Source organism: Streptodolium elevatio, from assembly GCF_053592165.1.
The window spans coordinates 63,138-82,937 of the sequence record NZ_JBSFVE010000009.1 but is presented as its reverse complement, the minus strand read 5'-3'; the positions used below and the strand labels follow the sequence as shown (position 1 = coordinate 82,937).

Annotated in this window: 15 protein-coding genes; 8 read left to right on the top strand and 7 right to left on the bottom strand. The window is 70.6% G+C overall.

Annotated features, from left to right (window positions below):
* Positions 1 to 338 precede the first annotated feature (338 nt).
* Positions 339 to 932: a hypothetical protein gene (locus tag ACWD12_RS18105; RefSeq protein ID WP_450100329.1), complete on the top strand. Its 594-nt coding sequence runs from the start codon at positions 339 to 341 to the stop codon at positions 930 to 932.
* Positions 933 to 1,465: 533 nt separating this feature from the next.
* Here the strand turns inward: ACWD12_RS18105 and ACWD12_RS18100 are convergent.
* Together ACWD12_RS18100 and ACWD12_RS18095 are read right to left on the bottom strand one after the other, a co-directional pair.
* Positions 1,466 to 3,607, bottom strand: a complete 2,142-nt coding sequence (locus tag ACWD12_RS18100; RefSeq protein ID WP_450100328.1) for a PIG-L family deacetylase — start codon at positions 3,605 to 3,607, stop codon at positions 1,466 to 1,468.
* Positions 3,608 to 3,941: 334 nt separating this feature from the next.
* The gene (locus ACWD12_RS18095; RefSeq protein WP_450100327.1) at positions 3,942 to 4,979 is read right to left on the bottom strand and encodes a TetR/AcrR family transcriptional regulator C-terminal domain-containing protein; all 1,038 of its coding nucleotides are present in this window, start codon (positions 4,977 to 4,979) and stop codon (positions 3,942 to 3,944) included.
* A gap of 178 nt (positions 4,980 to 5,157) precedes the next feature.
* Between ACWD12_RS18095 and ACWD12_RS18090 the strand changes: the two genes are divergently transcribed.
* From ACWD12_RS18090 to ACWD12_RS18080, 3 genes are all read left to right on the top strand, one after another.
* Positions 5,158 to 6,369 carry an FAD-dependent monooxygenase gene (locus tag ACWD12_RS18090; protein WP_450100326.1) on the top strand — a complete coding sequence of 404 codons (1,212 nt, stop codon included), beginning with the start codon at positions 5,158 to 5,160 and terminating at the stop codon, positions 6,367 to 6,369.
* Positions 6,370 to 6,628: 259 nt separating this feature from the next.
* Complete coding sequence (locus tag ACWD12_RS18085; protein ID WP_450100325.1) at positions 6,629 to 7,033, top strand: hypothetical protein; 405 nt, start codon at positions 6,629 to 6,631, stop codon at positions 7,031 to 7,033.
* A gap of 169 nt (positions 7,034 to 7,202) precedes the next feature.
* A complete protein-coding gene (locus ACWD12_RS18080) occupies positions 7,203 to 7,325 on the top strand; it encodes a hypothetical protein (RefSeq protein WP_450100324.1) in 123 nt (40 codons plus the stop codon).
* 198 nt (positions 7,326 to 7,523) lie between these two features.
* Here ACWD12_RS18080 and ACWD12_RS18075 read toward each other — a convergent pair whose 3' ends face one another.
* Positions 7,524 to 7,784: a hypothetical protein gene (locus ACWD12_RS18075; protein WP_450100323.1), complete on the bottom strand. Its 261-nt coding sequence runs from the start codon at positions 7,782 to 7,784 to the stop codon at positions 7,524 to 7,526.
* Between the two features lie 315 nt (positions 7,785 to 8,099).
* Here ACWD12_RS18075 and ACWD12_RS18070 point away from each other — a divergent pair, with 315 nt between their 5' ends.
* From ACWD12_RS18070 to ACWD12_RS18060, 3 genes are all read left to right on the top strand, one after another.
* Positions 8,100 to 8,240, top strand: a complete 141-nt coding sequence (locus ACWD12_RS18070) for a hypothetical protein (protein ID WP_450100322.1) — start codon at positions 8,100 to 8,102, stop codon at positions 8,238 to 8,240.
* Positions 8,241 to 8,675: 435 nt separating this feature from the next.
* Positions 8,676 to 10,865, top strand: a complete 2,190-nt coding sequence (gene katG / locus ACWD12_RS18065; RefSeq protein WP_450100321.1) for a catalase/peroxidase HPI — start codon at positions 8,676 to 8,678, stop codon at positions 10,863 to 10,865.
* Positions 10,866 to 11,341: 476 nt separating this feature from the next.
* Positions 11,342 to 11,959: a toxin TcdB middle/C-terminal domain-containing protein gene (locus tag ACWD12_RS18060; RefSeq protein ID WP_450100320.1), complete on the top strand. Its 618-nt coding sequence runs from the start codon at positions 11,342 to 11,344 to the stop codon at positions 11,957 to 11,959.
* Here ACWD12_RS18060 and ACWD12_RS18055 read toward each other — a convergent pair.
* The 4 genes from ACWD12_RS18055 to ACWD12_RS18040 are packed head-to-tail and all read right to left on the bottom strand — an operon-like array spanning position 11,874 to position 17,063.
* The gene (locus ACWD12_RS18055; protein ID WP_450100319.1) at positions 11,874 to 12,671 is read right to left on the bottom strand and encodes an ABC transporter ATP-binding protein; all 798 of its coding nucleotides are present in this window, start codon (positions 12,669 to 12,671) and stop codon (positions 11,874 to 11,876) included. The genes ACWD12_RS18060 and ACWD12_RS18055 overlap by 86 nt on opposite strands.
* 55 nt (positions 12,672 to 12,726) lie before the next feature.
* Complete coding sequence (locus ACWD12_RS18050) at positions 12,727 to 14,568, bottom strand: dipeptide/oligopeptide/nickel ABC transporter permease/ATP-binding protein (protein ID WP_450100318.1); 1,842 nt, start codon at positions 14,566 to 14,568, stop codon at positions 12,727 to 12,729.
* On the bottom strand, positions 14,565 to 15,509 hold the full coding sequence (locus ACWD12_RS18045) for an ABC transporter permease (protein WP_358355441.1): 945 nt from the start codon (positions 15,507 to 15,509) through the stop codon (positions 14,565 to 14,567). The genes ACWD12_RS18050 and ACWD12_RS18045 overlap by 4 nt, the downstream gene beginning before the upstream one ends.
* A gap of 21 nt (positions 15,510 to 15,530) precedes the next feature.
* On the bottom strand, positions 15,531 to 17,063 hold the full coding sequence (locus ACWD12_RS18040) for an ABC transporter substrate-binding protein (protein ID WP_450100317.1): 1,533 nt from the start codon (positions 17,061 to 17,063) through the stop codon (positions 15,531 to 15,533).
* A gap of 344 nt (positions 17,064 to 17,407) precedes the next feature.
* Here ACWD12_RS18040 and ACWD12_RS18035 point away from each other — a divergent pair, with 344 nt between their 5' ends.
* Positions 17,408 to 19,654: a glycoside hydrolase family 3 C-terminal domain-containing protein gene (locus ACWD12_RS18035; protein WP_450100518.1), complete on the top strand. Its 2,247-nt coding sequence runs from the start codon at positions 17,408 to 17,410 to the stop codon at positions 19,652 to 19,654.
* Positions 19,655 to 19,800: the final 146 nt, after the last annotated feature.

The window sequence follows — 19,800 nt, the reverse complement described above, 5'->3', positions numbered from 1 at the left end:
GACATGACCGCAGATCTTGTCATCGAAGAGCGACGGACCATCACTGGGACGGCTCGTCCGGTTCGCCTTGGGCCCACGGCCGGTCGCGTACGGACCGCGCGCACAGTCACGGCTTGCAGGCCGCGGCCTGCCTGGTGGGTTCGTGGTGATCTCGATGTCGGAGAGCCCCGCAGGGGCAACGAGCTCGCGGCACCACGCGGGCGCACCTGGCCGGGCCCGCACACCGTGTGACGTGCGGGCCCCGGGGGAACGCGCAGCGGTTGAGGGATTCCCTGGCATCGGTGCCGTGCTTTCGCTGGTAGCGTCGCGACGCTTCCGGGAACGCGTACGAGGGGTTCGTGATCATGCAGAGCCAGCCGAAGTGGGCGTGGTGGATCGTCGGGATCGTCATTCCGGTCATCGGGATCGTGGTGACCATCTGGGCCGCCAACCCGTCGTCGGACTCCGGCGCGTCGGACGCCGGGACCGACCGGCCGCCCACCGCGACCGGGCCCGGTTCCCGTCCGGGGCCGACCGCGCCGCAGGAGCCCGCCCCACCGGCGGCGGACGCACCGCGCAAGGTACTCGTCGGCCCCGTCGAGGTGACCATCGACTCCGCCAAGAGCTACCTCGAACTGGACACCGCACCCCCGATGGCGACCCAGTCCAACAAAAGCGCGGACGTCGTCGCGCTCTTCAACCTCGGCGACCCCAGCCTCCAATCCGAGGGCTCGACCAACACCATCGGCCTCCTGCCCCCCGAAGGCCCCGACCCCACCCCGTCGGACTGCGAGGAAGCCGTGGACAAGCGCGGCACCTACAACAGCGGCGACCTCGTCCGGGGAACACGTCTGTGCGTCGAGACGGATGAAGGGCACATTGCCTACCTGCGCGTCATCAGCGGCGTGTCCATCGGGGCGCCCGTTCGCTTCCAAATTACCGTGTGGGAATAGGAATTCAGCGGCACGCCGGTGCGCACGGGTACGGCGGGGTTTCGTCCGCTCGAGCATCGCTGCGGACAACCTGTGGCGTGGTTCGTGCGCAACGCGGAGGCGAACGTGGAAACGCCGGTCTGGCGACGGTGTGAACCGCATGCGCTCTGTCACCCGGTCGGCGACCGCATGCAGCAGATCGTCGCGCTCGGGGAAGTAGCAGTACAGAGCCATTGAAGCCGGGTCAACCGCCTCGGCCACGCGCCTGAGGGTCAGAGGCTCCGCCGGATCCTCAGTCGGAGTTCTCGGCCCCGTCCGTGGCCGGCGTGATCGAGTACGCGTCGATCAGCCCGCGGATTGAACTCCTTCTCGTTAAGGCGTTCGTCTGTCCGCGACCTACTGGCGCCGCTTCGTTCACGCGCTCTCCGGCATCGCGGACCCGTTTCCCGCCGGCCCGGCTGCCGACGGCGCGCCGCCCCGGTCCGCCCCCCTGACCGACCGCGATGGACGTCAAGACCGCGACGGGCACCGGGTTAAGGGGCAGCTCGCGCCGATCACCCCCGCGCCGCCTGACCCGATCCCGCCCCCGGCGAGTCGGCCGCGACCACCAGCGTGCCGTCCGTACGCAGCCCGGCGACGACCGTCCGGCCGCCGGCGTCCGTGGCGACCGCCGGGCCGACCACCACCGGCCCCGGAAGGGCCGGAAGTGCCGCCGCGGACACCGCACTTGACAGCGCCGCCGTCTGCACCGCCCCGTGGCAGGTACGGGCCGCCACCACGGGACCGGCCACCCCGCCGCCGTCCGCGGCCACCGCCCCGAACCCGGCCGGGTCCGCATCCGTCCCCGCGGTGGCCGGCAGCACGAACGGCTCCTCCCACCCCGCGCCCGACGCGTGCTGGCGCACCACGACGACGCGCCCCGACCCCGCCTCCCGGTGCACCACCAGCAGGCGCCCTTCCGCGTCCCGTGTCACCGCGGGCGGCCCCACCGGCCGATCGGCGGGCAGTTCGGCGTTGACGCGCACCGTCCCGTCGACGGCCTGGGACCAGCGGTGTACGGAGTCCCGCCCGGTGCCGAACACTTCGACGTGCCCGTCGGCCGCGGTCACGGCGGTCAGCCCCTCGACGACGTCGCCGCCGCCGAGCGCGGCCCACGGACCCCAGCCGCCGTCCTTGCCGGCCCCGCTCGCCGACATCACCCGCGTCGACACGCCCTTGCTGTGGTCGCGCACGAATACATGCAGCCGACCGTCGCCGCCCGCGGCCGCGACCGGCTCGCCCACCCCGTGTCCGTCGGCGGCGCCGGGCGGACCGCCCGTCGGATCGGGCGCGCCGAGCGAGGACCAGCCGCCGAGCGCACCGCCGGGAACGGTCTCCACGGCACCCACGATGTCCTGCCGTTGTGGACGCCCTTTGCCGCCGGGCGCGATGCGCAGCGCGAAGACGTGCATGCGCCCGTCGGGGGTGCGTACCAGTGCGAGCCCCGGCGCGAGCACGCCCTCTCCCGGGCCCGCGAACATCTCGGGGCCGTGCCATTCGCCGCTGCCGGGCGCCGACTCGCGCCACCGCGCGACGGCGCCGTCCACCACCGCCCAGGCGCTGAGCCGCCGGTCCGGTTCGGCGGCCAGCAAGAGGCCGCCCGCGGGATACCGGTACGTGGTGCTGCGCGGCCACGGTCCGTCGAGCGCCCGCCCGCCGACCTTGCGGTCGCCGCAGCCCGCGGGGTCCTTGCAGTAGTCCTCGCCGTCCGCCCACCCGTAGATGTCCAGCGGCCCGCGCTTCGCGGCGAGCGCGCCGGGCCCGAGGTTGGCCGGCCAGCGTTCGTTGTAATAGCCGCGGTACGCCGTCACCGTCACATGCCGGCCACCGCCCGGGCCCGCGTACTCGCGCAGCGCCTCCCACGCGAACAGCGCGGCGGCGGTGTGGTCCTGGTGGTCCGAGTGGTCGCCGAAGTCGGTGCCCCGCGGATGCCGGGCGTCGTGCACCTGGTGGTCGGGGTCGGGGTCCATGGTGCGGATCAGGGTCGGCCGCACCGTGCGGAGCAGATCGGCGAGCGACGCGATCAGTTCGGCCCGGGTATAGGTGTACGGCCCGCCCGCCCGGCTGCCGTCCGGCACCAGGGTGCTCAGCTCCTTGTCGGAGCCGTCCCAGAGGGTGCGCAGCCGCGCCGTCCGGGACATGAACTTCTCCTGTTTGCTCGTGTTCAGGAAAAGCAGGCGCACGCGCGGGGCGGCCACCAGCGTGTCGAGTTCGGCCACGGCCCCGCCCCGTAGACGCACGCTCTGCCGGTGCCATGGGGAGCTCCGGTCGCCGGTGGCCATGGCCGCGTGCGCGGCGCGTGCGCCGTTGTTGCGGGCGGCCGCGTACGCGCGCGGATCGCGACGTGCACCGGGACCGTTGCGTCCGTCCGACTCGCCCGCCGTCAGATACACGGTGACGGAGCCCGCGCCGGAGGCGATGGTGCGCGCCACGTCCGGGTTCATGAAGTACAGGTCGTCGTCCTGGTGCGCGACGAACTGCACGGCGGTCCCGGCAGGCGGCGGCGCACTGCCCAACTCGGCAAGCGGAACGACGTTCCGCGCCGCCTGTCGGGGATGCAGGTACGGGCGCACGGCCACGGCGGTCGCGGTCGCGACGAGCAGCGCGACGAGCACCGTGCCGACGAGGAAGCGCCGGGTACCGGGAGGCGGATTCACGAGCACGATTGTCGCGCAGCGCCTGCGGAGTCGGCGGCGGCGGGGCGGCCGCGATTTGCCGGTCACCCGGGCCTGTCCGGCCGACCGCTCCCGCTCGGCGTGATCGGCCCGGGCTCGTGTTGCCGAAGCGGTGCCGGTACGGCGGTGGCGCGGGCGGCTTCGGCGTACCCGTAAGGGAGCAAGCCGACCGCAAGCGGCGCGGCCGACGCGGCAGTCGGCCGCGCCGACACCGCTGTGAGGCCTACAAGGAGCGCAACACCGTCGAACGCTGTATCAACAGCTCAAAGCAGTGGTGCGGCGTGGGGGCGACGCGATACGACAAGAACGCCACCATCTACCGCGCAGGCTCGCCATCGCCGCCATCCGCGTCTGGGCGGCACGATGATCCACCGGAAAGCGCCTGGCCAGGCCGGCCGGCGGAACGCTGGTCGAGGAGTGAGGCGAGGCCGCCGAGGAGGCACTGGAGGCCGAACTCGAAGAGGGCATCGAGGTCGAGGTCGTAGCCGACCGCGGCGAGGTCGGAGAGCTCGGGGAACCGGCCGGTGGCCAATACCGCCAGGAGCGCGGGCTCCTGGGTGTCCATCCACTCCTCGCTGTCCAGTCCGCTGTGCGCTTCGGCCTCCCGCTCCGTCTCCAGGTTGACGGCGATGCCGCGAGCGTAGTTGAGCAGCGCGAGGTGCGCGGTGAAGGCGGAGTGCAGGTCGAGTCCGTGGGCGTGCAGGATCGCCAACATCCACTCGCCGTACGGCAGTGCCGAGGTGATCACGGGCGGACGTGTGATGGACAGCGCCGGTGCGAGCCAGGGGTGTCGGCGGAACAGGTCCCAGAGCTGCCGGGCGGCCAGTTCGATCGCCTCCCTCCAGCCCGGCGGAGGGTCGGCGGGCAGCGGGTGCTGTGCGATGACGCTGTCCATCATCCGCGTCAGCAGGTCGTCCTTGTCGGCCACGTGCCGGTACAGCGACATGGTCGCCACCCCGAGCTCGGCGGCCACCCGGCGCATGGTGACCGCGGCCAGCCCTTCGGTGTCGGCGACCGTGACGCCTGCGTCGACGATCCGTCCGAGCGTGAGCGCCGCCTGGACCGAGGACTCATCGGACGGCTCACCCGGGCGTGCGGGGGCCGTGGGCCGGGCTGCCCGTCCCGGGCGGCTCGGGGCCGCGACGACTGTCCCGACGCCCGGGACGGCTCGGACCCTGCCTTCACGGCGCAGTTCGGTGAGTACCTTGGTCGCGGTCGCCATGGCGACGCCCCACTGCCGCATGATCTCCCGGGTCGAGGGCACGCGATCCCCCGGCGCCAGTTCGCCCGTCTCGATCCGCCGCCGCAGTTCGGCGACGATCCGGCTGTAGCGCGGTACCGCCCGTCCGCTCACCGACAACCCTCCGCACTAGTGCACTTTTATGGGCGCCATCCTAGCCACCGACGCCGGACGGCCCCGGGTAGCAGGGCCCTTCTTGCCTCTACGCACTAGTGCAGCACTATCCAATACACCATCTGGAAAAGGCATTTCGTGATTGCGTATCGCTCGGCGTACAGCGTACATTCCCGCCATGCCGAACAACGAGATACTCATTTGCGGTGCCGGTATCGCAGGTCCCGCGCTGGCGTACTGGCTACGCAGGGGAGGCTTCACGGTCACCATCGTGGAACGCGCGCCGGCACCCCGGCCGGGCGGGCAGACCGTGGATCTGCGCGGCGCCGGCCGCACCGTGGTCGAACGAATGGGGCTGATGGACCAGGCCAGAGCGCAGAGCGTGGACCAGCGCGGCCTCGCCCTCGTGGACGCCTCCGGCCGGACCACCGCGCGATTGCCCGCCGACGGCTTCGGCGGCGAGGGAATCGTCTCCGAGATCGAAATCCTCCGCGGCGACCTCGCCCGTCTGCTGTACGAGGCCACCCTGCCGGACACGGAATACCTCTTCGACGACACCGTCACCGACATCCACCAGGACACGGACGCGGTCACCGCCACCTTCGAGAACGCCGCGCCGCGCCGCTTCGGGCTGGTCGTCGGCGCGGACGGACCGCACTCCGTGGTCCGCGCGCTCGCCTTCGGCCCGGAGCGGGACTTCGTCCACCCGATCGGCCTTTACACGGCCTGGTTCACCGCCCTCGACAGCCTGGACCTCGACGGCTGGTTCCTGATGCACAACGCGCCCGGCGGCCTGGTCGTCTCCGCCCGACCCGGCCGCCTGCCCGGCGAGATCAACGCCGGCATCAGCTTCCGCTCACCACCACTGACCTACGACCGCCGCGACACCACCGCCCAACAGGAACTCGTAGCCCGGCGCTTCGCCCACGTCGGCTGGGAGACCCCGCGCCTGCTGAGGGCGATGCACACCGCCCCGGACTTCCTCTTCGACTCCATGGGCCAAGTCCGCCTCGACAGTTGGTCGCGCGGCCGCGTGGCGCTGCTCGGCGACGCCGGATACTGCGCGACCCCGCTGACCGGCCTCGGGACCAGCCTTGCCCTGGTCGGCGCCTACGTCCTGGCCGGTGAACTCGCCGCCGCCAAAGGCGACCACGGTGCCGCCCTCCGGCGCTACGACACGGTGATGCGCCCGTACGTACGCCAGGCCCAGCAGTTGCCGCCCGGCGGAGCCGCCGGGTACGCACCGTCGAGTCGGCTCGGCATCCGGCTGCGCGACCTCTCGATGCGGTCGACGACCCGCTGGCCGATGCGGAACCTGCTCGCCGCACAGTTCGCCAAGGCCGGACAAATCGCACTGCCGCAGTACAACCTCGCCGCAGACACACACTGATCGGTCCCCAGCCACGGGCCGGCGTTCCCGGCGTCCGGGGACGGCGGTCCCTGGTGCCCGGGACGCGGACGCGCGGACAGTGGCGGACGGAGCGTGCTTCACAGCAGAGGCCGAACAGGGGGCGGTGACGTGGGCCGGCGAAGGTTGGACAGCGCGGCGGAGTACGGGCGTGATGCGTGCGCCGGAGGCTCCGGTGGGCAGTGACGCGCACAGTGGCGTCACGCTGCGGCTGGGCCATGAAAACCCGCGGGGCGCAGGCATGTTCGAGCGCATCACCTACGCCATGACGACGGTGGTGTCGCCTCGTCCTGTACGTGGCGCCGACGACGTCGAGGGGCGGTGCTCCGCGTGCGGTGCGCGGTTCGTCTACCGGGTGTGGTCGCGTTCGGCGTTGCGGAGGCGACGCGTCGCGTGGACCGCCGTCCTGCATACCGGGATCGCCGTACTGGTGGTGTGGGTCCTTCTGATGAACCGGTATCCAGAGGCGTCCGCAGGCGGGCACACCGTCGTGTCGGGCTCCGTGTGGGCGGTCGGCGTCATCGGGCTGGCGGGGGTCTTGCAGGGCGTTTCTCGGCTGTGCAAAGAGGATGGCACCCGCCTGGTCGACGCGCCGAGTCGGCACCGCGGGTTCCGCAGCGTCCGCAGCGACGGGCCGACACCATGAACGGCGCATCGGCGGCCACGCGGTCCGAGCACTCTGTGGCGTCGCGACACCGAACCGGGGGCGATGTTGCCTGTCCGTACCTTTGACATCGCAGCTGTCCCATCCCGTCGTACACCACGCTCGGGAGCAAGGCTCGTCGCCGCGCCGGCGCCGGCAGAAATGCCAGGCGGTGACTGACAACAGCTTCAGCACTCATGCGATCTCCGACATCGAGCGCGTGTCCCGCAACGCCGACGGCGAGACCGTCGGTCCCGGCCGGCACCTCGGCGCGCGCGACCGCGCGGTCAACTGACCGCACGTTGGCCGGCCCGTCGGGCCCAGGCGTCGACGGCGGTGGCGCCGACGAGAGTCCGGCCGGGCCGGCCGCCACGCTCGCGAACGGCTCGTACGCAGGAGTCCCCGGCACTCGTACGGCCGCTTTCAAAGCTCTTGAGTTCAGACGAACGACCGTGGGCTTCCTGGGCGCCCCGATCCACCGCAAGGTGCGAACTCACATGGAATCAGGAGGCGTTCGTCCTTGATCGGCCCGTTCCTCGGTACGCCACCGCCGCGCCGTTCCCGCCCGGATGCCCGCAAATTCGGCTGCCTGTCCCGGCGTGAGTCCGGCCGCCATCGCGGCGACGACTGCGACCTTGAGTTGACGCAGCACTTCCAGTTCGGCGTTCCTCGCCTCCTGGTACCGCACGCCGTACTCGACCAGGTCCATCTTCAACTTCTCCAACTCCCCCACGACCACCACTCCTCCGAGCACGCCACACCTGGATCGCCATACCTCAGCACACCATCAGCCCTTGATCCATTCCGCTCACCCCTCCACTGATTTCCCCGGCCGGGGTCACGCGACCCGGAGCTCCAGCGGAGACGCCCGGAGACGGAACGCCTGGTTCATGGGCAAGGCGGCGTCTCCGTCCCGATATCGAACTGCCCGAATGACTGCCTGATCACGTCGCGGCCGGCACCAACGAGGACTCGGCGAGGATCCGGAACCCCGCGCGGCAGCGGGCCCGTCGGCGGTAGAGGAGCGCATTCGGCATGGGTCCTGGCACCGTTCAAACAGACTTGCAGCATGTCCGCGGTCATGCCGCAGGCGGCTCGGGACGAGGCCGATCCCGGCGAGGGGGAGCGCGTCGTTCTCGCCGCGGTGCGGACGGGCAGCGCGGTCAGGCAGGCTGCTCGCGCGCCGCCCGCGGCCGGAAATGCCCGTTGATGTCGGGCTGGGAACGACCGGAGTCATCGTCGGCTCGTTTCGCGGGTGCGCCGTGCGGGGGAACGATCCTGACGGATCCCGTGGCGGACGTGGAGAACGGCCCGGTCCCATCAGCCCGACGCCGGCAAGCACGCGAGGGCGGCTTCCCCATGACGACGCCGATGGGGGCGCCATGCCGCGCGCAGTGGACACTCACGAAGCCTGCGGTGTTGCACCTTTTCGTTGCGCCGCGTCGCACCCTGTCGCCTTTCCGGGGAGCGGAACCGGCGAACGCTCATCGGGCGGGTCGCGCTCTGCGTGTCCTCCCAGGTGTACGGCTTTCGGTGCGCGAATATCGGGGCAGCGGGCACGTGTCCCGCCCCGGGCCGGAAGGAAATCCCGGGAGGCGTGGGCGCTGCGGCCGCACACAAGCACCGAGTGAGGAAGAAGGCGGGCGTGTCCGGTAGCGAGAGCGAAAATCCAGCGATCCCCTCCCCCACCCCCGCGACCACGCGTCCGAGAACAAACCGGGACTGGTGGCCGCAACAGCTGGATCTTCAGGTACTACGCCAGCATTCCACCCGGTCCGAGCCGTTGGGCGGGGATTTCGACTACGCGAAAGAGTTCGCGAAGCTCGACGTCGACGCGCTGAAAGCGGATGTCTTCGCGGTGATGACGACGTCCCAGGACTGGTGGCCTGCGGACTACGGCCACTACGGACCGCTTTTCATCCGTATGAGCTGGCATGCCGCGGGAACATACCGTATCGCCGATGGCCGGGGCGGCGGGGGCGGCGGCGCCCAGCGCTTCGCACCCCTCAACAGTTGGCCGGACAATGCGAGCCTGGACAAGGCGCGCCGTCTCCTCTGGCCGGTGAAGGAAAAGTACGGGCAACAGATCTCCTGGGCCGACCTGCTGGTCTTCGCCGGCAACTGCGCCATGGAGTCGATGGGATTCAGGACATTCGGATTCGCTTTCGGCCGCCCGGACGTGTGGGAGCCGGAGGAAATCTTCTGGGGGCCTGAGGACACCTGGCTCGGAGACGAGCGCTACAGCGGCGACCGGGAACTCGCCGGCCCGGTCGGCGCCGTCCAGATGGGTTTGATCTACGTCAATCCCGAAGGGCCCAACGGGAATCCGGACCCGATCGCCGCCGCGCGGGACATCCGCGAAACCTTCGCACGCATGGCGATGAACGACGAGGAAACGGTCGCTCTCATCATCGGCGGCCATACCTTCGGCAAATGCCACGGCGCGGTCGACCCCTCGTACCTCGGCCCGGAACCCGAGGGCGCCCCGCTCGAACAGCAGGGCCTCGGCTGGCGGAACGCGTACGGCACCGGCAGCGGGGTCCACGCGATGACCAGCGGGCTGGAGGGTGCCTGGACCTCCGAACCGACGAAGTGGGACAACGGCTACCTCGACAACCTTTTCCGCTACGACTGGACGTTGACGACGAGCCCCGCCGGCGCGCAGCAGTGGACCCCCACGGACCCGTCGGCCCAGGGCACGGTGCCGGACGCCCACGACCCGTCGAAGCGGCACGCTCCGATGATGCTGACGACCGACCTGGCCCTGAAACTGGACCCGGTCTACGGACCCATCTCGAAGTCCTTCCACGAGAACCCGGCAAGGCTCGCGGAGGCCTTCGCCAAGGCCTGGTACAAGCTGCTGCACCGCGACATGGGGCCCATCTCGCGCTACCTCGGCCCGTGGGTCCCGGAACCACAGCTGTGGCAGGACCCCGTACCCGCGGTCGACCACGAACTGGTCGGGGACGCCGAGGTCACCGCCCTCAAGGCGAAGATCCTCGACGCGGGCCTCTCCGGCCCCCAGTTGGTCGTCACAGCCTGGGCCGCGGCGGCGAGCTTCCGCGGCACCGACAAGCGCGGCGGGGCCAACGGGGCGCGCATCCGACTCGCGCCGCAGAAGGACTGGGAGGCCAACGACCCGCCCGAGGTGGCCGACACGGTGCGGTCCCTCGACCGGATCCGCCAGGAGTTCAATGACGGGCGATCCGACGGAAAGAAGATCTCGCTCGCCGATCTGATCGTCCTGGGCGGATGCGCGGCGGTCGAACAGGCCGCGAAGGATGCCGGGCACGACGTCACGGTCCCGTTCGCGCCCGGTCGTACGGACGCCTCGCAGGAACAGACGGACGTGGAATCGTTCTCCGTCCTCGAACCCCGCGCCGACGGGTTCCGTAACTACCTGCGGCCCGGTGAGAAGCTCTCGCCGGAGACGCTGCTGTTGGACCGTGCCAACCTGCTGACACTCACTGTGTCGGAGATGACGGCGCTGGTCGGAGGTATGCGCGCCCTGGGCACCGGGTTCCGGCAGTCCTCGCACGGGCTGCTCACCGACCGCCCGGGGGTGTTGACGAACGACTTCTTCGTCAATCTGCTCGACATGGGCACAGAGTGGAAGCCCTCCACGACTGCCGAGAACGTGTTCGAAGGTCGGGACCGCGGCACGGGTTCGGTCAAGTGGACGGCCACCGCGGTCGACCTCGTCTTCGGTTCGCACTCCCAACTCCGGGCGATCTCCGAGATCTACGCCTCCAAGGACGGCGGCGCGCGCTTCGTGCGCGACTTCGTCGCTGCCTGGGACAAGGTGATGAACCTCGATCGGTTCGACCTGCGCTGAGTCCTCCCACGCCGACACCGACACCGGCACCGGCGCTCAGCATGTAGTAGCCACTACCCAGCGCACCGCACCACCGATCGCCTCTCGTTTCGCCGCCGGCCGGCTGCATACGCCCGCCGGCGGCGAAAAGCCCTGGCGGCCCTCAACCCGTCCGCTCCTCATCGCAGATACGCACACGCCGCGTCCTGCCCGCCCCCTCGCTCGGCCGCGCGGTCGACGGCGTCGGCGAGTTCCTCACGACCGTCGCGGCGACGACCGTCCTCTGGCGGTTCAAGGCGGCGACCATCGACCTGCACACGACCGAGGGCCGCTCCTGACGCCTGACCCTCGACGCCCACAGCGTCCGCTGCGAGGACCTCGCACGGGGCGCTCCGCCGAGCCACCTGGCGACACGAGGCGCAGCCAGCGAACTCGTCCTCTACTTCCAAGAGCGCATCCCGCTCCACAACCTGGCAACCACCGGCGCCACCGAACCGATGGAGCAACTCCCAGACTGGCCCCTGGACTCGTACACCGCGCACTTGCGACACAGCCGTAGATGGTGCGCGCACTCCCGCGGGCCCCCTGAGCCCGCCCGAGCCCGATCCTCCGCCGGACCTGAAAACGGACGAACTCCGGCACACTGCCCGGGCCTTCGCGGCCTGGAACTGCGAACCGAGACCTTCTCGTTGGGGCCGCCGGGGCCGGAGAGACCGGAACCGGAGGGGCCGCAGCCCGAGGGGCCGGAGCCGAACGTCGTGTTGTACGCGGTGACCGAGCACACCTCAGGCCTGAGACTCCTGCAACCGGCGGCCTCCGGCGAGGCGCCGGTCTCCCAGGTGCTGCCCGCCGCCGAGGCGCACTGCGCGACCGAGCGGGACCCGAGCGCCCCTCGGGTCACCCAAAGGCTGGTGCTCGCTGCCGACGACCTGGGCTGCGTCACCCTCGCCGCCGCGGTGATCCGTCCCCGCCGCGTCATCCCGGCCGGGACGCCACCGGAACTCGCCGCCGCACAGCGTGAATTGACTGTCACCTGTACGGCCGGTGCGCGGCGACCACCTTCGGTGCCGCGCGCAGGAGTTCACGGGTGTACTCGTGCCGCGGTTCTTCGGTGACGGCGGCCGTGGTGCCGGTCTCGACGATCTCGCCGTGCCGCAGGACCGCGACGCGGTGGCTGACGACGCGGACCACCGCCAGATCGTGGGAAACGAACAGGTATGCCACACCGGTCTGTTCCTGAATGTCCAGTAGGAGGTCGAGGATGGTCCTCTGGGTGGTGAGGTCCAGCGCGGAGACCGGTTCGTCGCAGACAACCAGCCGTGGGCGCGGAGCCAGGGCGCGGGCGATGGCGACGCGCTGGCGTTGGCCGCCGGAGAATTCGCGGGGCAGGCGCTCGGCGGCGTCGGCGGGCAGGCGTACCCGGTCCAACAGGTCGCCGATCCGCGCTCTGGCGTCGCGGCGGTCGAGCCCGAGGGCGTACAGCGGCTCGGCGAGTGTGTCGCCAATGGTGCGGGACGGGTTCAGCGACGTGTAGGGGTCCTGGAAGATCACTTGGAGTTCGCGGGCCAGTTCGCGGCGGCGGCGTCGCGTCGCGTGCTCGATCGGTTCCCCGTCGAAGACGATCGTGCCGGAATGCACGGGTACAAGGCCGAGCACGGCACGTCCGATCGTCGTCTTGCCGGAGCCCGATTCGCCGACCAGGCCCAGCGTTTCCCCCGGCCGTATGTCGAGGCTGATGCCCTTGAGCACCTCGGCCCGCGGCGCTCGCCGGCCCTTGCCCGGGTATGACACCCGAAGGTCCCGGACGTCCAGCATCGTCTCGCTCATGCGGCGCTCCTCATGGTGCCACGGATGGCCCGGATGGTCGTCGGCAGGGCGGGCCTCACGCGCCGCTCCCGGCCTTGTGCGGCTGCCAGGGGGCACGGGCGGGGACGTTGTCGAGGACCGCGTCGAGGAGCGTACGCGTGTACGAGACACTCGGCGCGCGCAGAATCCGCGCCACGTCACCGCTCTCGACGATGCGTCCGTCGTGCATGACGGCGACCCGGTCGCAGATTTCGGCGACGACACCGAGGTTGTGGGTCACCAGCAGTACGCCCATGCCGCGTTCCCGCTGGAGCCGACGCAGCAATTCCAGGACCTCCGCCTGAACCCGGACGTCCAGCGCGGTGGTGGGCTCGTCGGCGATCAACAGGTCCGGATCGCAGGAGACGGCCCCGGCGATGAGCACCCGTTGCGCCATGCCGCCCGAGACCTCGTGCGGGTACAGACCCATGACCCGTTCCGGCTCCGGGATTTCGACCTGTCGAAGCAGTTCGGTCGCCCGCGCCCGGGCGTCCTTGCGGGACAGTCCGAGCACGACCCGCAGCGGCTCGACGAGCTGGCTGCCGATCGTGAAGGACGGGTCGAGGTTGCTCATCGGTTCCTGCGGTACGTAGCCGACCACTCGGCCGCGCAGTTCGCGGTGCCGTGACTCCGGCAGACCGGCGATGTCGCGCCCCGCGATCATGATGCTCCCGGTGAGCACGCGCCCGCCTTCGGGCAGCAGGCCGAGTACGGAGAACGCGGTCTGGGTCTTCCCCGACCCGGACTCGCCCACCAGTCCGACGATTTCGCCGGGGGCGACGTCCAGGTCGATGCCGCGCACGACTTCGCGGGTGCCGTCGGGCAGGTCGTATCCCACGGAGAGTCCCCGAACCGAAAGCAGCGCGGCGCGCTCGCCGGCGTGCGGGCGGTCCGTGGCACTGTCGGGCGCGTCGTCGGTGCGAGGGCTGCCCGCCGCCTGTTCCGGACGAAATCCGGAAAGGACTCGACGTGTTCGACGTCGCCGCCGGGGCGGGGGCGTGCGCTGTTCCTCCAGCGCGTCGCGCAGCCCCGCCGCGATCAGGACCAGTGCGCTGGAGGTCAGGCCGAGCGCCAGTCCGGGCCAGAGCATGAGGGTCGGTTCGCGCTGGATGTTCTGGAACGCCTCGTTGAGCATGGCGCCCCAGGTCGGGGTGTCACCGCTGCCGATACCGAGGAACTCCAGTCCGGCCTGCAGGCCGATGGCGATTCCGGCGACGAGGGCGACCATGATGATGATCGGGCCGCGGACGACGATGAGCACGTGCCGGCCGACGATGCGGGTGTCGGACAGGCCCGACACCCGGGCGGCATCGACGTACAGCTCCTTGCGGACGTCGGCGACGATGCCCCTCACCAGTCGGAAGAACGCCGGGGCGACGAGGAACCCGAGGACGACCATCAGCACCCAGACGGTGGGGCCGAGGACGGCTCGCGAGGCGAGCAGCACGACCATCGCCGGCAGCGCCATGACGAGGTTGGCCGCCCAGTTCGCGGCGGCGTCGAACCTTCCGCCGTAGTAGCCCGCAAAGAGCCCCGAGGGGACACCGAGCACCAGAGCGACGACGAGGGAGATGAGCGCGCCGACCAGGGTGTTGCGACCCCCGAAGAGGATGCGCGACAAGAGGTCGCGGCCCGCGGAGTCGGTGCCCAGCGGGTGTGCCCCGCCGGGCCCGGCGAACGCATCGCGCAGTACGGCGGTGTTCGGGTCGGCCGGAGCGATCCAGGGCGCGAAAAACGCGCCCAGCACTATGAGAGCGAAAACCACGAGCGCGCCGAGCGCCAACGGGTTCCGGACGAGGCGGCGCAGCACGCCGTGCCGCGCGGCGGTGGCGGACGCGGCTGCCGGCGCGACGCCGTCGGTGGGCAGAACGGCGGTCATGCGGCCCTCGCCTTCGGGTTGAGCCAGCCGATCAGCACGTCGACGAGCAGGTTGATCAGGACCACTCCGACCACGGTGAACATGACCAGCGCCATGATCACCGGGATGTCACCGCGGGTGGTGTAGCTGATTGCCATGCTGCCGATACCCGGCAGGGCGAAGATCTGCTCGACGAGGACGGCACCGCCGAGCAGGCCGACAAACTGCATGCCGAGGACCGACAGCGCGGGCGCCGAGGCGTTGCGCAGGACGTGCTTGAGCACGACCCGGTGTTGCGGAAGTCCGCGTGCGCGCAGGGTGCGTACGTAGTCCTGCCGCAACGCGTCGACGACCGCGCCGCGGACCTGCTGGGACACCCCGGCGACCGTGCCGACCGACAGGGACAGGACCGGCAGCGTGATCGTCGACAGCCAGCCGCTCGGCGACTCCGCGAACGGGGTGTAGCCGATCGCGGGGAACCAGTTCATCTGTACGGCGAAGAGCTGCACCATGACCAGGGTCACCAGGAACCCGGGCAGGGCGTGTCCGAGGACTCCGACGAGTTGCACCGTCCGGTCGATCGCCCCGCCCCTTCGGACTCCGGCCCACACGCCGAACAGAAAGGACACGACCGTGGTGACGACGGTGACGCCGACGACCAGGCTGACGGTGACCGGCAGCCGGTTGCCGATCGCGGTGTTCACGTCCTCGCTGGTGAACCAGGAGGTGCCCAGGTCACCGCGCAGGGCGTTGCCGAGCCAGTCGGTGTATTGCTCGACCACCGGCCGGTCCAGGCCGAGTTCGGCGTTCTTGGCGTCGACGGCCTCCTGGGTGGCGGCCGGGCCGAGGAGTTGGCGGCCGGCGTCCGTGTCGGCGATGGAAAGCAGCAGGAAGGACAGGAACGAGATCACGAACAGGAGCAGGACCCCCGACGCGATCCGCGCCGCGATGAAGCGGGGCATGGCACGGGCCTTCGGTCGGGGCTACTTGGCCGGCTTGTAGTTGTAGATCGAGGGGACGGCCATGCCGTCCTGCGGGGTGATCTCGACGGAGCCGTCGGACACGTGCAGGTACGTCATGCGATAGAAGGGGACGAACCACGCGTTCTCGACCAGGTGCCGGTTCAGCGCCTGGGCGGCGGCCTTCTCCTGGTCGCCCGTTTCCGTCTTGAGCTTGGCGAGCAGGTCCTGGACCGTGGGATCCGTGGTGCCGAAGATGTTGAACGGGCCCGGCGAGACCAGGTCGTTGGCGATGACCCAGTCGTTGGAGGACTGGCCGAGGTTCATGACCATGCCGGAGAACTCCCGGCCCCGGATGATGCGGTCGATGGCCTTGGTGGGCTCGACCTGCTCCCACACCAGGTTGATGCCGACGGCCTTGAGGTCGGTCTGCAGGGAGGCCGCAAGTGCGTCGTTGATGATGGTGGCGACGCGCGGGAGTTTGAGGGTGAAGCCGTCGGGGTGGCCGGCCTCGGCAAGAAGTGCCTTGGCCTTGGCCGGATCGTGCGCGTAGTAGCTGTCGAGTTCCGGCTTGTAGCCGGGGCTTGTCGGTCCGAAGACCTGGGCGGTGGCGGTGCCGCGGCCCTGTCGGAGCTGGCTGACCATGGTGGCCCGGTCGACGGCGAGGTTGATCGCCTGCCGGACGCGCGGGTCCTTCAGTTGCGGCGTGATCTTGCCGTCGCGGTCGAACAGCAGGATCCCCTGGAAGTCGAACTCCTGCTTCACGGCCTTGATGCGGTTGTCGGACTCGATGCCGATCTGCTGGTCGGCGAGTTGCAGCAGCGCGGCGTCGATCTGACCGGTCTTGACGCCGTTGACGATAGCGGTCTCGTTGTCGAAGACGCTGATGTTGACGGACTTGTAGGGCAGCGGGGCACCCCAATAGTCGGCCTTGCGCTCGTAGGCCCACTTGGTGCCGATGACCGTCTTGCCCTTGTCGAGGGTGTACGGCCCGGTGCCGTCGGGCGCGCCCTTGAGGCTGTCGGGCTGCGCGAACCGTGCCGGGTTGGCCATGAGACCCGCGGCGTCGCTCAGGTAGTAGAGCATGGCGGGGTTGGGCTGCTTGAGCTTGAGGTTCACATGTGTGCCGTCGACGACGTCGACCGCGTCCAGGTCGTTGAACCAGCGGGTGTTGGACCCCTGGGTCGCCTTGAACCGGTCCAGGTTCGCCTTGGCGGCGGCGGCGTCGAATGGTGTGCCGTCGGCGAATTTGACGCCCTCGCGCAGGGTCAGGCGCAACTGCGTGCGAGTCGCGTCCAGTTCCCATGTGGTGGCGAGCATGGGACTGTAGGTGCCGTCGGGCTCGCGCTTGAGGAGCGTGTCGTACACCGTCTGGAAGAACGGCAGCGTGCTGCCGATCGCGGTGGTGGGGTCGAAGCTCTGCGGCACGGAGAGCGTGGCGATGGCGAGGCTGTCGGTGTTGGCCGAGTGACCGCCGGATCCCCCCGCGCAGCCCGACACGGTCAGCGCGGAGGTCACGAAGACCGCCAGAGAGGCCTTCCGGGCGTGGTTCGTCATGTGTTCGCTCCGACGGGAGGGGGACCAGGTCCCGAACGATGGGCCGATTTCGCAGAAGCCGGTTTCGCGGCGGCACGGACGCGGGCGAGCGATGTTGCGGCAGGAGGCAGCCCGAGGGCCGTCCTCCGACTCGACCACCCGGCAAGGCGCCAAAACAGTAAGTCGATCGGTTTCTACGAGTCAATGGTCTCCGGGCATCCTTGACCCAGAAAACCGATCAACTTATGGTTTTGGCCTGCCCACCGGTAGTCGCCGGTAGCCACCGCCCACGGAACGGAGCCGACGTGGCCCAGCACGAGCTGACGCTCGCCGAGAAAGCGTCCCTGACCAGCGGACTGGGCCAGATGACCAGCAAACCCGTGCCACATGCCCAAGTTCCCTCGGTCACGATGTCCGACGGGCCGCACGGGCTGCGCCTCCAGGGTGAGGACGCTGACGCCGGTCAGTTGAACCTGCGTGCCGCGACCCCGGCCACGTGCTTCCCGCCCGCCGTGGCCCTCGGCAGCAGCTGGGACGTCGACCTCGCCTACCGCGTCGGGGCGGCCATCGCCGCCGAAGCCGCGGCCCACGGCATCGGCGTCCTGCTCGGACCCGGCGTCAACCTCAAGCGCTCACCGCTGTGCGGGCGAAACTTCGAGTACTTCTCCGAAGACCCGTGGCATTCGGCCGAGTTGGGCGGCGCAATGGTGCGCGGCCTGCAAGACGCCGGCGTCGGTGCGACCCTCAAGCACTACGCGGCCAACAACCAGGAAACCGACCGCATGCGGATCAGCGCGGACATCGACGAGCGCCCCCTTCGCGAGATATACCTGCGCGCGTTCGAACGCATCGTGCGCCGCGACAAGCCGTGGGCGGTCATGTGCGCCTACAACGGCGTCAATGGGGTGCCTCTGTCCGAGAACGCCCGGTTGCTCACCGACGTACTGCGCGACGAGTGGGGTTTCGACGGGCTCGTCATGTCCGACTGGGGCGCCGTGCGCAACCGCGTCGCCGCGCTCCGCGCCGGACTCGACCTGGAGATGCCGCCCACCGGCGGCCGTACGGACCGGGAGGTCGAGGCCGCCGTCGCCGCGGGCGACCTCGACGAGGCCGTTCTCGACCGCGCCGTCGAACGGGTGGTCCGCTTCGCACGCCGGGCCGCCCGGCCGTCCGGAGACGGGACCGGCATCCCGTACGACGACCACCACCGCCTCGCGGGCGAGGTCGCCGACAACTGCGTGGTGCTGCTGAAGAACGACGGCGGACTCCTGCCCCTGAACCCGTCCGCGGGTACCGTCGCGGTCATCGGCGAACTCGCCCGCACCCCGCGCTATCAGGGCGGCGGTAGCTCCCAGGTCAGCGCCACCCGCGTCGACGTGCCGCTCGACCGACTGCGCGCCCTGGCGTCCGGCGCCACCGTGGAATTCGCCCCCGGATACCCCTTGGCGGACGGTCCCCAACCCGACGCCGACCCCGAACGGCTCGCTTCCGACGCGGCACTCCTGGCCGCCGAGAGCGACGCCGTCGTGCTGTTCCTGGGACTGCCCCGGCAGGACGAGTCCGAGGGTTACGACCGCGACCACCTCGACCTGCCCGACACGCAGCTCGCCCTGCTGCGGCGCGTCGCGGCCGCCAATCCGCGGGTCGTGGTGGTGCTGTCCAACGGCGGGGTGGTCCGCACCAGTCCGTGGCATGACGATGTGCCGGCCGTCGTCGAGGGCTGGCTCCTGGGCCAGGCCGGCGGCGGCGCGATCGCGCGTGTGCTGTTCGGCCACGTCAACCCGTCCGGCAAACTCGCCGAGACCGTCCCCGAACGCCTTGAGGACAGCCCGAGTTTCCTGTCCTTCCCCGGCTCCGAGGGGCATGTGCGGTACGGCGAAGGCGTCTTCGTCGGATATCGGGGGTACGACGCCGCCCGGCGCGCGGTCTCCTTCCCGTTCGGGCACGGCATGTCCTACACCACGTTCGCCTACCGGGACATGACCGTGGAGTTCGACGAGGCGGGCGCGAACCTTGTCGTGCGTCTCACCGTGACGAACACCGGCTCCCGCGCCGGGCGCGAGACCGTACAGATCTACTCGGCGGCCCCGGCCGACTCCACGATCGAGCGGCCGGTGCGCGAACTGCGCGGCTTCGCGTCCGTGACGCTCTCGCCCGGCGAAAGCGCAGAGGTGGACATCGCGTTCCCGCGCACCGATCTCGCGTACCACAGCGTGCGGGACGACGGTTGGCGCGTCGAAGGGGGAACGTACCGGGTCGAAGCCGCCGCATCCTCACGCGACATCCGTCTCGCCGTGGACGTCCCGGTCGACGGCGATCCGCCACGCGGACCCCTGACCGCCCGTCACACACTCGGGGAGTGGCTCGACCATCCCGCGGGCGGTCCGCTGCTTCTCGCCCGACTCGCCGCGGTGTCCGGCGGCGCCTCACCGCTCGCCGAAAACCCCATGCTGCTGCGCGCGGCGGCCGGAGTGCCGGTGGAGGTGATCGCGGACTTCGCCCACGGCCTGATCTCCCAGGCGCAACTGCGCGAACTGGAGGAGGAGGTCGCCGCGGCGGCGGGCGCACCGGCCACCGCCGACAGGGAGGTCGGGAGCCCGGGCAGCCGCTGATTCGGCGTACTCGCCGCGGCCGTTCCGCCCGGCCCGGAACCCACGAAGCGGCGGGACCCCCCGGGGGCCCCCCGCGTGGCCCCCGCGCCGCCCGGACAGCGCCAAAACAACGGGAGAGCCGCGGGTAGGGGCAGAGTGGGGAGTTG

What these genes read in the sequence shown, in the direction of transcription:
- ACWD12_RS18090 (WP_450100326.1), top strand. Translation starts at nt 5,158, where the DNA reads ATGCCGAACAACGAGATACTCATTTGCGGTGCCGGTATCGCAGGTCCC.
- ACWD12_RS18085 (WP_450100325.1), top strand. Translation starts at nt 6,629, where the DNA reads ATGTTCGAGCGCATCACCTACGCCATGACGACGGTGGTGTCGCCTCGT.
- ACWD12_RS18070 (WP_450100322.1), top strand. Translation starts at nt 8,100, where the DNA reads ATGTCCGCGGTCATGCCGCAGGCGGCTCGGGACGAGGCCGATCCCGGC.
- ACWD12_RS18060 (WP_450100320.1), top strand. Translation starts at nt 11,342, where the DNA reads ATGGAGCAACTCCCAGACTGGCCCCTGGACTCGTACACCGCGCACTTG.
- ACWD12_RS18055 (WP_450100319.1), bottom strand. Translation starts at nt 12,671, where the DNA reads ATGAGCGAGACGATGCTGGACGTCCGGGACCTTCGGGTGTCATACCCG.
- ACWD12_RS18050 (WP_450100318.1), bottom strand. Translation starts at nt 14,568, where the DNA reads ATGACCGCCGTTCTGCCCACCGACGGCGTCGCGCCGGCAGCCGCGTCC.
- ACWD12_RS18045 (WP_358355441.1), bottom strand. Translation starts at nt 15,509, where the DNA reads ATGCCCCGCTTCATCGCGGCGCGGATCGCGTCGGGGGTCCTGCTCCTG.
- ACWD12_RS18040 (WP_450100317.1), bottom strand. Translation starts at nt 17,063, where the DNA reads ATGACGAACCACGCCCGGAAGGCCTCTCTGGCGGTCTTCGTGACCTCC.
- ACWD12_RS18035 (WP_450100518.1), top strand. Translation starts at nt 17,408, where the DNA reads ATGACCAGCAAACCCGTGCCACATGCCCAAGTTCCCTCGGTCACGATG.